The organism is Anaeromicropila herbilytica (genome assembly GCF_016591975.1).
Classification (GTDB): Bacteria; Bacillota; Clostridia; order Lachnospirales; family Lachnospiraceae; genus Anaeromicropila; species Anaeromicropila herbilytica.
Map to the genome: position 1 here is coordinate 2,632,886 of NZ_AP024169.1, position 13,447 is coordinate 2,646,332.

General features: G+C 33.1%; 16 protein-coding genes. All 16 read right to left on the reverse strand.

Translation table 11 applies throughout. From position 1 onward, the window contains the following. Positions 1-27: 27 nt before the first annotated feature. The 16 genes from bsdtb5_RS11290 to bsdtb5_RS11365 all read right to left on the reverse strand — a co-directional run bounded on the left by bsdtb5_RS11290 (position 28) and on the right by bsdtb5_RS11365 (position 13,435). On the reverse strand, positions 28-852 hold the full coding sequence (locus bsdtb5_RS11290) for a nitroreductase family protein (protein ID WP_271712086.1): 825 nt from the start codon (positions 850-852) through the stop codon (positions 28-30). Between the two features lie 328 nt (positions 853-1,180). After that, a complete protein-coding gene (locus tag bsdtb5_RS11295; RefSeq protein ID WP_271712087.1) occupies positions 1,181-1,444 on the reverse strand; it encodes a hypothetical protein in 264 nt (87 codons plus the stop codon). Positions 1,445-1,519: 75 nt separating this feature from the next. Further along, positions 1,520-2,200 (reverse strand): hypothetical protein, encoded by a 681-nt coding sequence (locus bsdtb5_RS11300; protein WP_271712088.1) that lies wholly within the window; start codon positions 2,198-2,200, stop codon positions 1,520-1,522. A gap of 20 nt (positions 2,201-2,220) precedes the next feature. Then, a complete protein-coding gene (locus bsdtb5_RS11305) occupies positions 2,221-3,420 on the reverse strand; it encodes a C40 family peptidase (RefSeq protein WP_271712089.1) in 1,200 nt (399 codons plus the stop codon). A gap of 297 nt (positions 3,421-3,717) precedes the next feature. Then, on the reverse strand, positions 3,718-4,446 hold the full coding sequence (locus bsdtb5_RS11310) for a class I SAM-dependent methyltransferase (protein ID WP_271712090.1): 729 nt from the start codon (positions 4,444-4,446) through the stop codon (positions 3,718-3,720). A gap of 35 nt (positions 4,447-4,481) precedes the next feature. Then, on the reverse strand, positions 4,482-4,967 hold the full coding sequence (locus tag bsdtb5_RS11315; RefSeq protein ID WP_271712091.1) for an AAA family ATPase: 486 nt from the start codon (positions 4,965-4,967) through the stop codon (positions 4,482-4,484). 139 nt (positions 4,968-5,106) lie between these two features. Further along, positions 5,107-6,732 carry an RNA polymerase sigma factor gene (locus bsdtb5_RS11320; RefSeq protein WP_271712092.1) on the reverse strand — a complete coding sequence of 542 codons (1,626 nt, stop codon included), beginning with the start codon at positions 6,730-6,732 and terminating at the stop codon, positions 5,107-5,109. A gap of 240 nt (positions 6,733-6,972) precedes the next feature. Beyond that, a complete protein-coding gene (locus bsdtb5_RS11325) occupies positions 6,973-7,635 on the reverse strand; it encodes a class I SAM-dependent methyltransferase (RefSeq protein ID WP_271712093.1) in 663 nt (220 codons plus the stop codon). A gap of 23 nt (positions 7,636-7,658) precedes the next feature. Next, the gene (locus tag bsdtb5_RS11330) at positions 7,659-7,976 is read right to left on the reverse strand and encodes a hypothetical protein (protein WP_271712094.1); all 318 of its coding nucleotides are present in this window, start codon (positions 7,974-7,976) and stop codon (positions 7,659-7,661) included. Positions 7,977-8,057: 81 nt separating this feature from the next. After that, entirely contained in the window at positions 8,058-8,558 is a 501-nt protein-coding gene (locus tag bsdtb5_RS11335; RefSeq protein ID WP_271712095.1) for a cupin domain-containing protein, read from the reverse strand. 160 nt (positions 8,559-8,718) lie between these two features. Continuing rightward, positions 8,719-9,282, reverse strand: a complete 564-nt coding sequence (locus bsdtb5_RS11340) for a GNAT family N-acetyltransferase (protein ID WP_271712096.1) — start codon at positions 9,280-9,282, stop codon at positions 8,719-8,721. A 93-nt stretch (positions 9,283-9,375) separates the two neighbouring features. Further along, positions 9,376-9,894: a DUF6886 family protein gene (locus bsdtb5_RS11345; RefSeq protein ID WP_271712097.1), complete on the reverse strand. Its 519-nt coding sequence runs from the start codon at positions 9,892-9,894 to the stop codon at positions 9,376-9,378. Positions 9,895-9,981: 87 nt separating this feature from the next. Then, positions 9,982-10,755 carry a hypothetical protein gene (locus tag bsdtb5_RS11350; protein WP_271712098.1) on the reverse strand — a complete coding sequence of 258 codons (774 nt, stop codon included), beginning with the start codon at positions 10,753-10,755 and terminating at the stop codon, positions 9,982-9,984. A 79-nt stretch (positions 10,756-10,834) separates the two neighbouring features. Then, the gene (locus tag bsdtb5_RS11355; RefSeq protein WP_271712099.1) at positions 10,835-11,371 is read right to left on the reverse strand and encodes a GNAT family N-acetyltransferase; all 537 of its coding nucleotides are present in this window, start codon (positions 11,369-11,371) and stop codon (positions 10,835-10,837) included. 366 nt (positions 11,372-11,737) lie between these two features. Beyond that, a complete protein-coding gene (locus bsdtb5_RS11360; protein ID WP_271712100.1) occupies positions 11,738-12,709 on the reverse strand; it encodes a helix-turn-helix transcriptional regulator in 972 nt (323 codons plus the stop codon). A 78-nt stretch (positions 12,710-12,787) separates the two neighbouring features. Next, positions 12,788-13,435, reverse strand: a complete 648-nt coding sequence (locus bsdtb5_RS11365) for a GNAT family N-acetyltransferase (protein WP_271712101.1) — start codon at positions 13,433-13,435, stop codon at positions 12,788-12,790. Between the last annotated feature and the right edge of the window lie 12 nt (positions 13,436-13,447).

Sequence of the window (13,447 nt, forward strand, 5' to 3'; positions counted from 1 at the left end):
TAATATTATACCTATTAGGTGCATCGTCTACCAGATGTCGTAATGCACAGATGAGGCATCCCATAACTCACGAGATACCCTTTCCTCATCTGGATGACCAAAAGCTATTATGGCAAACGGATCTACTTTCAATGGGAGATTCAATTTATTGACAATGAGCTTATGCCAATCTGAATTTGCCCTTACACCACACCAAACGCCACCAAGACCAAGCCCGTGTATGCTAAGAAGCATATTTTGAACGGCAGCGGCACAGTCAGCATATATAAACTCTTTTATTCCTTCTATGTTTTTATCTCCGCAAACAACTATGCCACATGCGGCTCCTCCGAGCATACTTGCATTATAATTACTTTCTGACAGTTCCATGAGCATATCTCTATTTTGGATAACTACGAAATGACAAGGGCATTTACCTTTTGCTGATGGAGCATACATTCCAGATTGCAAAACAGTATTCAACATACTTTCAGAAATAGGTTCCGATGTAAACTTACGAATACTACGCCTTGTTTTTATTGCTGTTACAACGTCTATACTACTTACAGAAAGACTGGGAATTAAACTGTTTTCATTTTCTATTTCGTTATTTTCAGGGGCCATTGTGATATGTACGGACATTTTTTCGCCTATAAAATCAAGCTCTTTTTGCATTGATTTGTCTATTGTCATAATCTGCTTGCCTCCACCTCTTGAGATAAGTTTATTTCGATATGGCACATCATTAATTGTTCCTATAACAAAGATAGCGCCTTTTTGCTTATCAAATACTTCCTTTGCATTAAAGGGAAGTTCAATGTAAGTCAATCGACCTGATTCATCTTTTATGATTTCTGTATTAAATATCTCCATAAAAAACCTCCTAGTCTAAAAAATATTAAATACCATAGTGTTCAAACAATCCTTTCAATAATGTAGATTTGCCACACCACTTGCAACTATATAAGAATAAAATCTTTCATTTTCCAACTCCAAAAATATATATAAATTTTCATTACATGATTACTTATAAAACTTTAATCATTCAATCAATATTAAAATAAATTATAACCCACTTACCATATAATGTCATCAAAGATTTGACTTAATAAATGTTCTGCTCTATATAAGTTTTATATTAATTACAAAAAAATCAACCAATTGGTTTATTCCAACTGGTTGATTTTTTCTTTACATCGTGTTATTGCTGCATTTCATTTTGATTATCACAGCATTTCTTATTACTTTTTCTACTATGATTCATAATCATAAAAAACATACTTCCCATCATAATTGGACAGATAAACGGTGCGATGAGCCCTAACAAACCTGCTGCCTGAGGGCTATACCTTGATATAAATGGCAGTGCTAGAACTATTAGAAATGGTAGTCCACAACACAATACCATATGTAATATATGCTTAATTGGACTTGATTTTTTATCTTCATTCTTATGACAATTCATAATAATCCTCCTGTTCCTATCAACTTATACCTTTATCATACACAATCATTATGGAGATTCTATGCAGATTATAAATTATTCGGCTTTTTCAACTTTTTGAATGAATTCTTTTAATACTTTATCATCCTTCATAGCTTTTTCAAGATTTGTATTAACCTCATTTGTTACAGTTTTCATATCTTCCTCTTTCAATAACAAATTAATATAATCATTTTGTTCTTCACTATTAGCATCCTTCTTAACCGCATATTTTCCATCAGAAGCTTTTCCTGCATATATTACACTCATTCCAGGTGCTAATGTCTTAATGTTCTCAAATTTCATATCATAGGATGAAAATATTACATAGGTTTCATTTGCAAGACCTGATTTTATATAAGAAGTTATATTAGTATAGGCTTCTATTCCTTCTCTTTTCTCATCGGACTTACTTTTCGCTAGTGTAAGATAATAATTCTCTGCAAGATTCTCTAATTCTTTTTTGGTATTCTCATCAAGTGTTCTCTCAATCTCCTTTGTTGAATCTTCACCAAGAGTTGTTGAATCTATTTCTGTGTCAGTTTCTTTGGAATCTTTTTGAGTTTTACTATCCCTATTAACAATAGTTGATGTATCTTGGGTTGTTTCTTTTGAATTTGTAATGTTATTTTTTGATAGTGTTAAATATATATTAGTTATTATCAATAGCAATATAACTACGGTAATAGCTCCTCCTAGTAAGAGATATCTTTTGTAATTTATCTTATTTCCTTTCATTAAATCCTCCTACTAGTTGACTAATCAATATAACTTACTACTTTGTTCGGCTCTCTGTAGTTATAGTTTGTAATACGAATACCTGTTTCCGGACTACTTGCACTGATTACCTTACCATTTCCTATATAGATTCCAACATGGTTGATTGTACCGTTTCTATCGTAAAATATAAGGTCGCCTTGTTGCATTTGGCTAATTGAGATAACCTTCCCACCGGTTGCTTGAGTTCTTGATGTTCTAGGTATACTAATTCCATAATTTCGGAATATAGATTGCGTAAATCCTGAACAATCAGCCCCATTCGTTAAGCTAGTACCACCCCATACATACGGGTTTCCTTCGAAACGTAATGCGTATTGAACAATTGCTCTACGAAGTTCAGATTCACTTGATGAATTCGAATTGGATCCTTGATTGTTAGAAGTATCTCTTTTTGTAGTAGCACTGCTTGATGAAGAGGAACTATCATTTGATCTAGATACAGATGCAGAAGAACTTTGTGACTGAATTGCATTTCTTGCTGCTTCTTCCCTTGCTATTTCCTCGGCTTTTCTTTTTTCTTTTTCTAATCTGGCCTTTTCTTCTTCAATTGATTCTGCTTCTTTATATTCTGTTCTTAGAGTAACATACTCTAACGCTATATATCCCTTGATATCGTTATCGATTGACACTTTAACCCATCCATCTAATTCTTTTGTCACGGCAAACTCTTCATCAATTGGTACTAAGGTTAGTACTTCTGAGTTAAGATTCGCTTTTTCTCTAACTTTTAGAGTCGTTGTGTTAATAACAGCATATCTTTTGCCAACTTTCTGAGCTAGACTTTTAATTTGATCACCAGTTACGACATATTCTGATTTGATATATCCTGTAACTGTTCCAGATGTAATCTTTAGCCATTCACCTTTTTCTTCTAATATAGTGGCTGCAGAGTTGTTATATAATTTACCGAGAATTTTACTATTATCATCAGCCTTTACTCTTATATTCACATAATTAGAAACTTGAGCAATAGCAAGATTCTGATATTCCGATATTTCAGGATTTAGATATTCTTCAATCTTATATTCCTCATCATCTCTACCGCTATAATATTCATCTAATATTACATCAATTCCTGCCACTGGTATCTCATTTGCCTTTGCTACCATTGATTTTCCAGCTATTGATAAAGTTCCTATTACGCAAAGGGTTGCTAGCTTATATACATTTTTTCTCATTAAAACCTCCATATTTATGTAAGCCATTTTTTGTTAAATTTTTGTTAATTTATTTACAGATTTGTTAAATCTGCTATAGCTTTATGATATATATAGAATGTGGAGACTCTATGGAGAAACGGGATATACCAATACTTTCCATGTGAATTGCAATGATTTGATGTGTCTTCTTTCCATGATAATATTATCATGATCAGCAATATTTATCTTGTGTTATTTCATACCTAAAACAGATTTATCTCCCAATAAACTAAAACAAAGCACTCAAGTTCATTCACTCAAGTGCTCTGCATATCACTATATTATTCTATTCAATGGTATAAATTCTTTCATCAATATCAAATGATGAAAGAACGCTATATCTTGGAATTCTTTCATCTTAGCAACTCGCATTTCAATGTCAACCATCTTGTCCTGCCATTCCGTATCTTTTTGAATCTCCTGATTTTGCTGCAAATCCCAGAAAGATCTAATTCCATATGTTTCACTGATATTAAAGTCCTTACACCAACTTATTAGATCTATATCTCTATAATAATGAATCGTACCATACTTTGATGCCGTACTATCCTTACCATCGAGTAGCATATGAGCTTTTTCAAAATCATTTAACAGAACCACCATCTGCATAACCCGTCCATGTCTATTATGCTTAATAACTGAGAGTTTTCCATCAAGTTTCAATAATCGGTAAAATTCATTTATTATACTTTCACGATTATCAGCATATTCCAGAACGTTATGGCAAAGGATAATATCAAAGGATTCATCTTCCATTTTTCTTAATTCATCAATACTTCCAACTATCTGTTGATAATTATTATCACTGAATCTGTCTTTCACAGCATCTTCTGATGGTTCAATGGCAATTACATCGTTGTTCTGTGCAAAATAATTTGCTGTAAAACCATTACCGCTACCAAAATCTAATATTTTTAAGCCGTTTATATTGCCCAATTGGGAAAGAGCAATCTTCTTAAGAAGTGCCTCCCAAGGATGTAATTTATCTAGATTAGGAATTGTCATTTTTATTGTCTCCTTATATTCTGTTCTATCCAGTTTCATTCCATTATCATGTCAACAATTTTCGCTATATTGATTCCGCTAGTATCCAATACCATTTTTTGTCTTTTAAAATACGGCAAAGACTTTTTGCTAATTTCTAGCCATTCATCTGTTCTCCATTCGCATATAACGTCATTTACCCAACGTTTTTTCAACTCTTCTGCATCGCACCATAGAGTGACTTCAAGCATATCCATACCCATATCTCTTATGCCTGTTACTAAGCTATCATAAACCCACTGCTCGTCCATCAGCCATACCAAGACAATCTGCTTGCACTCACTACAAGTTCTATAGTTATTAATTAGATGATGGATATTGTCGATTGCCATTGTTTTCGTTTCTTTATTTCCGATAAAAGGATGAATATCTAAACACCAATCCCCATCTATAAAAGCTGTACCAGCGTATTTGTTGGCAATAGCTTTTCCTACGGTTGTTTTACCCACTCCCATGGGACCATTTAGAATAATGACACGCATAATTTTCTCCTTTTATTTCATTAATCCTCTTTGTGATTTATTTTGCAGAGTTTGTTACTTTGGTTCTAAAAGAAATTATAGCGGCTATACCAATTAATGTCATTATGATAAAATTATTTATATGAATTAGCCATTTTGATTATTCCACCACTAATATAGCTGCTGGTACAGGATAATTAACATCCTTCAAAAACAAACGTTTATCCATAGCTTTATAGATTACAGCCATTGGTACACTTTCAGAACAGTACATATACTGTTGCCACTTTGGTACACTTGTTAGATGAGATGGTAATTTAACATATCCCCCCTGAAACAATGATGTAAGCACATCATGAATGCTACGACTAAGCTTCTTACTATACTGTTCTGACAGATTTCTCTCCTCTAGATATTCTCTTCTACTTAATATAGGAAGATCTAGTTGTAAAGAATCATTCATTTTCAAGATGCCTGATTCGATTAATAGCTCACTAGCTTGTATAACATTCTCTCCCACTGAAGACTTATCATATGGAACGTTAGTGTGAAGTTCATAAAACCATTTTAAATACTGCTCATTAAAGTACTTCTCTGGCACTTTTCCAAGTTGTGTATCATATTTTCGAAGTTCTATCGATCTTGAATCACGATAATTATGAATCTCTATGCCAGCCTCTCCACTAACAGAATATTTCCAAAATTCTTTTTCTTTAGGTATATCAACATTCGAAGAATAATGCTGTCCTATGGCAATCCATCTTCCTCCATTTTTGCGGTATGGATAATCAGAGTATGGCATAGTTCCAGTGATTTCATTTCGTACCTCTACATAACTACTGATTAATATCAGAATGCAAAAATGTAGTTCTAGCTTTGATTTACATTGATCTGATTGACGTTTATAATAACTCTGCTCACGTAAATCGATCAGTGCAGGCTCTAATTCATTCCAGAAATGATCAAAATAGTGATCTACTAAGTCAAGTTGCTTTTTAAAGTTAGCTTTCCTATCCTTTTCAGTATAAATAATAAAATCTGTAAAGATTTTACCTCCTCTTGTTCGCCCCATCAATTCATTGTCAATCAGCTTTTGTATAACAGGCTCTACAAATGCAACAGGGACTCCAAGAGATTTTGCAACATCAACTTCTGTTACAGGCTTATCATATGCAAGTATCAATATGTTTTGTGCTAACTTGTCCGACATATCTAATAATGAAAATGGTTCTCCAGCAAGTCCCACTTCACCAGAACATGATAGATATAAAGTATCTGGTTCATAGCTTTGTTTCGTATAATTCTCCATAGCTTTTACCCCTCTCTTCACACGGTCTCTTCCCGTATTCAATCGACTTTTCACTGTGCCTTCTGGTATCTTCAAGTCAGATGCAATCTTCTCAATCGATTGACCCCTCATATAGAATCGGATCATTACTTCACGATGTATGACTGCGAGATACCCAAGTTCACGGCGAATCACTTCCATCTTTTCATCCAAGTCATCTTCATTTAGTTCATCCTCATAAAGTTCATATGGATAGTCCTCAATGCTAATCTGTGGTTTACTATATTTTTCTCGTAACCAATCACAGTATTTATTGGATAAAATTTGGAGTAGCCATGGATAAATGTTCTCAGGCTCTTTTCCACGTGATAGCGCTGAAATAGCAGCTAAAAGAGTTTCCTGTGTAATATCTTCTGCCATATAAGAATCACCAGTCTTCTTTATAGCTTCCGTATATAATTTATCAATATATTGAGAGATATCGTATTTGTTATTCATAAGACTCCTCCATTAAATGTACTATATATATAGTCGTGAATATTAGAGAAAGGTTCAGCGGTTCTTAATTTTTTTAGTATTTGTCACTTTTTCTAATTAAGTTTTTTGATCTTCATATATACTTCTATATGCAAAACCCCTAATCCAAAAACAAATCATTAAAATAAGGAATAGATTCCTTCTCTATTCCTTATCATGCAATTAATATCTATGTACAGCTATAAAGTGATGTAAATAATCTTATTTTCGACATACGCAGTGAATAATAGTCCCTTCTTCCTCACGATATATCTTTCCTCTTTCGCAATTAAGTACATTAAACCCTGATTTTTGTGCCAAGTCTCTCAATTCATCCATAGTGAATATCTCCCAATATATATCCTCATTCTTATATGGAAAGAATTTTTTACCTTCTAAACATTGTGGATAATTTATCTCTTCATATTCACGTTCATGTCCAGAGAAACTTATAATGCCATTATCCTTTAAAACACGTTTACATTCCTTTAAAAAGGCAACTTGCTTACTTTCAGTATACATGAGTCCAAATGTTTGATTCCAAATAATAACCACATCAAAGGAACTATCATCAAATGATAAATCTATTCCATTAGTAGTTAAAAACGTGACATTACGCTTTGTTTCAGACGCTAAATTTCTTGCTCCTATAATGGCCTTTTCTGATATATCTATAGCAGTAATCTTAAAGCCCATATCGTATAAGTTGAATGCTTCTCTTCCCATACCACAACCGACATTTAGTATTCTTGCATCTGACGGGAAATAGTTTAAAGCCACATCTTTCTCCCACATTTTTAACGGATTACGAGTAGCATTGTTTAATTCCAATATATTTTTATCGTCTGAATAGAATTTTAAAACGTTACTATTATTTTCGCCCACTTTACCCCTCCATCATATGAACACTATTTAATTTCATTTCCAAACTTTGTTTGTGTCTTAACTAAAAAAGCTAATGCTATTGCTATAAGTACTATTAATACAATCATTGCATTTCTTAGAGCATCATCCACTTTTCCAAATAAAGCTACTACACCACTACATAACATTCCTATTGCCATTAATAAAACGACTTTACCTAATGCCTTTCCATAACGAATCTTATCTTTTGTTGTCTCATATACTTTTCCATGTATAATTGATGTATTTCCACGCATCAAAGATATCGCTGAAATACAGAGAATAATACTATTGAACCACATTATGATACTAAAACCTATCATAAACAATCAATACCTCCATAAAATACTAACTCAACTATTTCATTCCTTATATTTCTATGTAAACCATTGATAAAATACTTGTTATTCACCATCAAGATAATTTACTTCCGAATCAAATTTGAATGACTTTTGCATTTTATCAGTCATAACTCTTACTTTGCCTGAATCAGGATATACAATCACATCTGGTGAACTATTTGTATGAACGTCAAGATAGACCAATGGTTCAGATGTATGGTTAGTCAGCATATGTGCACCATTTTCATTTGGTGGCATTGAAATAACATCACCCTCTGTAACAATTACTTCACCTTTCGGTGTCTTTAACGTAGCAGTCCCGGAAATAATATAGAAAACTTCCTCGTTTCCGATGTGTTGATGATATGGGTAATTGCTTTTTCCTGGCTGCAGCGTATAAAATGTAACCGTTAACTTTCCTTCTCCAGATGCAAGAGACTGCGCTACTATGCTTTTTTGAAACTCGTAACAACGTTCATGTTGCTTATCGGGGTCATATATTTTATTCAAATTAACATCGTTATATAGTGCCGTCCTCACATTTGTAATGACCAATTCTTGCATGGTTCATACCTCCGATTAATATAGTATAATTTATGATAATTTAGATTTGTAATTAAGTTTATCTGATGTTTATACCTTAAGTAAATGATTACTCATTTATAAAATGGATCATAATTAGAAAATGCTCCTGCTCTGACAAGCAACGCAGAACCTATTCAATTTATTGTGATATATAGTCCTCTGATAGAAATCCATAGATATTATAATCGCAATATATAGAAACCATCTTACCATGACGAATTAAACCCTCTTTAACGAAACCACACTTTTGAAGAACATGATTAGAACCAATATTTCTAACATCAGCTCTTGCATTTAGTCTGTCCAGTTCGGTGTCTTTAAAAATAAATTCTATAACACGTTTTAGTGCTTCAGTAGCTAATCCACGTTTCCAATAATCTGGATGAAAGCGATATGCAACATCACCCATTCTATAATTTTGAATATCAAAAATTTCTACCATTCCAACTACTTTATTATTTTCTTTAAGAACAACTACCCATTTAAAATCTAATTTTGGCTTTCTTACTACCCATGGTCGAGCGTCTATAAAAAAAAGTTCTGGATTCATTTCACCTTTACTTGCTTTTCTTCCCCAATAGGTATATACTTCGTCCAAACCAAGCCATTCGCTCAAATCACCAACATCATCCTCACACATTTCTCTTAAAATTAATCGATTTGTTTCAAGTACAGGTTTATCTATCTCATAATCTTTCAACATGAATTTACCTCCAAAAATTCAAATTTGTGTGGTAGGATAATACCTACCACACAAAAGTATATTCACCTCTCATTTTATAATCGAAAATGTTGCTCAGTATGGTTGTGCATAACCCATTCGACATAGGGACCAATTAAGCGTCGAAGCTTTAACTTCTTTCGCGATATCCCATAAATTATCTGTTATTCTGATTTCAACATTTCGTTTTACTAACTCAGAAAACAAATCTTTGAGCTGATATTTTGCTATTGGAATCTGGGTGGTTGTTGCAACATAATAACCTGCAACATCATCTTGTAAAATAAAATCATCTACATTAAATTCATATAAATATAATGTAGTATTTTTCATTTTATCGAGCCACTTACTTTCAATTATTAAAGTATGCGAAACAGTGAAAGATGTAAAAAACTTTTTCTTATCTATTTCCGATGTATCTTTACCTATATGATATGTAACTCTCGGACAATCTCTTGGTGTCAAAAAATTAGGCAGTCTTGCTTCGTCAATAGCCCATACTAATCCAACATTTTTATCTAAATCGTTACGACTTGGTATTCTGGGTTCAAATATCTGAATATTTTCTTCTTCACTAACATGAAATAATCTCATAATATATTCCCTCTAATCTTTGTGATAGATTATAACAACCCCAAATGTTCACTCTCGATAATTTATTTCATTTGTAAATATATTCTTTCACTGTATTGTACTAACAAAGTTAACAACCTTGTCATTCCACTCCTCCAGGGTAAGCCCTCTTTGAGGCAAATAATACACTCTGTTAGCTAACTCCTGTGGAATACAGCTTTCTATTTGTTTCTTATATTGTTCTGGTACAATGCAAGCAAAGAGATAATCCGACAGAATTATTTCACCTTTCACTTTAATCGCATGATATCCATCAAAAGTATGCCCCTTATGTTTAATAATATCTTCATATCTAAAATAAAAGCGAACTCCTGCATCAAAATTTCCCTTTAGAAAATCTTCTTCGTTAGGAAAGTTTTCTGAAAGAACGACGTAATCACCCACTAAATGAGTACCCCAACCAAACATAACATACTCATAAAAATCCGCTGGGTCCTCCCATCCAATTTCTCGTCTTTCAATTGCAAGTTCTTCCCCTGTTTTCCCATAGACTTTTGTTGCAGAGAGAATTCTATCACTTGATAGTATTTTCTCTGCTGCTATAGCATCTGTTGCATGGTAAACAAATTCTTCTATCGCCTCTTCAATTGGAGGAATATATTCTGTTCCATCAAGTTGATTGACAGCGTTGTTAACTAAGGATAAAATATCATCATCCTCGCAAGTAACTTCGAGTTGATGTCCGAGATTCTTTTCATAACTAATGAATGCTAATATATTATTCCATTCCCACTCCTTAATATTTGGATAATCTGACAATACAAAATGATGTATTCCATTTTGTAGTTTCGTTACACCATCATTTGAAATCTCAAGTATCATAATAATTCCCCCGATTTTTATAATATTCAAATCAAATTGGCTATACTATCCCTTGCCACTATACTACTCCTTAGTCTCTTTATTTCGTTGCATAAAATTCCGCTCTAGTAATGGAATACACACTTGTCTTTGTATTTTTCTCATCTTCATATTCCTCACGTAATGTCATACCCATCTTTTCAGCCACTTTTCTTGATGGAATATTGGTCCACTTTTGATAGCAAAATACCTCATCAAAATCCTTATTTTCAAAAGCATACTTTAAACAGGCTTTTGCTGCTTGTGAAGCATATCCTTTACACCAGAACCGCTTATCGATATGGTAGCCAATTTCAGGAAACAAATTGCCATCGCCATGAATATTCTGCATGGTAATTCCGCAATCTCCAATGAACTGATTGCTTTCCTTTAAAATAATTGCCCATAGTCCAAAGCCATATTTGCTATAGTTATCAATATTCCAGTCAATCCAACTTCTTGTTTTATCCATGTCAAATGCGCTTGGGTAATACTTCATTGTTTCTTGGTCGGATAATATTTGATACCAATCCTGTAGATCATCCTTTGTTAGTTCTCTTAGTATAAGTTGTTCTGTCTCTATTATGTAATTTTCCATTGTTTCATCCTTCCGTAAATTCTTCTATATTACTATTATATGTTTTCTAAAAGTAATTCAGTGCCATAATCGACAATACTCATAGCAATAATACTTGCTTAATTATACAACTTTATCCATATAATGTCACCAAAACAATATCTTTTATTTCTTAACTCACACCCAACATATTTCTCCATATCCTTATCGCACTCCAACAACTCACTTATCATATCATCACCCTTACTAGAAAAAGCCAACCATATACACGGGATTAATAAAGCTTTTCATTAAAAAAGTAATACCAAGAGTTATTCCTAGTATTGCTTTTAAGTATGATACAGCTTATTGTGATTTTTAATAGTGATAATTTTGTTATATAGTTAATTACATTACCTTCCTTACTGGTCTGATATATTTAAAATACTGTTCCGGATTATGATGAAAGTACATTATTCTACCAGGTGAAGTATCCAAGCAGTAACCGGTGCCTGCATAATCAAAAGTTGCCATTGCCTTTTCAATCTTATCTTCCACACTACGATTTTCCTGCTCATAATCGAATGGTCCATGTTCAAAAACAATATACTCTGCTTCAGGAACATCAATCATAAGCATTTGTGGTGGTACTTCGCCTTTATAATCAATAGGAAGACGTGCACCATAACACTCTGTACGCGGAATGCCCCAATCGCAGAGTCTGCCCTCTGGGTCATTGATGTACGCCATAATCTGACCGCTTCCGCTGTTCGATTCGCTCCCACCTTCGTCATCTAATTTGCCTTTGATACTATCGAGTAAGCCACATATAGTCTCGCAGTCCTGTCCTGGAATAAGACTTTGCTTTTGCCAAAAATCCCAATATCCATTACTCTCATAGTTTTTAATGTGTACAAATTTATGTGCTGGAATAGTTACAAAATAAATTTTTATATCCTCTGTAGATTTTATCATACCAATCTCTCCAAATCCTAAAAAGTAGCGATCGAAAGGGTTTATTTTTGTACGAAGAACGACAGGATCAGGCTTTTTTCGGTATTCACTTGGAGTTACACCATATGTTCCCTTGAAGGCTCTAGTAAAAGCTTCATTTGATGAAAAACCATAATTAAAAGCAATATCCAAAATGCTTTTTTCACTATCTCTCACCTCTTTTAGTGCAAAGGCTAATTTCCTATGCCGTAGATAATCCCTAAATTGCATACCCGATATTTCTTTGAATTTTCTGGTAGTATGATATTCGGAATAACCCAGCCTGTTAGAAAGAAAGCTTAGTGTCAAGGCTTCATCGTTATTATTTTTAATACATTTGTCAATTTCATCAACAATCATTTGAATCTGTTTCCGCCACTCGTACATTCGTCTATTTACCTCGTTTCAATCACCCTATATTTATTATAAAGATATAGAGATATTACTGCTTGATTTTATTTGCTGTTATTTAATTTTATTATAATTTTTGCTTACCAATACATGCCAAACATCTTCACCGATGAATCCACACTTTCTATATATCTTTTCTGGTTGTGTTTCATTGTTGACCATGCCTGACACTGTTACAAATTCTGCTTTTCCTTGCATACGATTTAAACTGTCTCCTAACATTGTTGTAGCAATTCCAGCTCCTCTGTATTCGGGTAAGACTTGTAACCATTCAATAAAAGCTTCTTTGGCAATCTTATCATAATCAACAATAATTGCTCCAATCATTTTGTTCTCTTTCATTACTGCTGTCCATAAATCTGGCGCATATACTTCTGATCTTGTCCATTCTTTCACTTGTTCAAAATCTACTTTTATTCCAAGATGTAAATATGATTGATTAATTAATTCTACTAATAAAGGAAATTGTGATTCAGTAATTGTAGTAATTAAAACATCTTGGCGCAATTCAGTTTTATCAACTTTATTTAACTTGTGCATTATTCGAAAATATGCAGTATCAGTATATTCATCTAACAAATCTTCTGAGAAGTTTGTATTATGTACAATCTTTATATGTTCTGGTATAATCAATCTTTTTGCTTTCCAATATGGTATGGATAAGGTTCCACAAGGATTTTCTAAATATTCTTGTAATGTCATCTTTTACTTGCC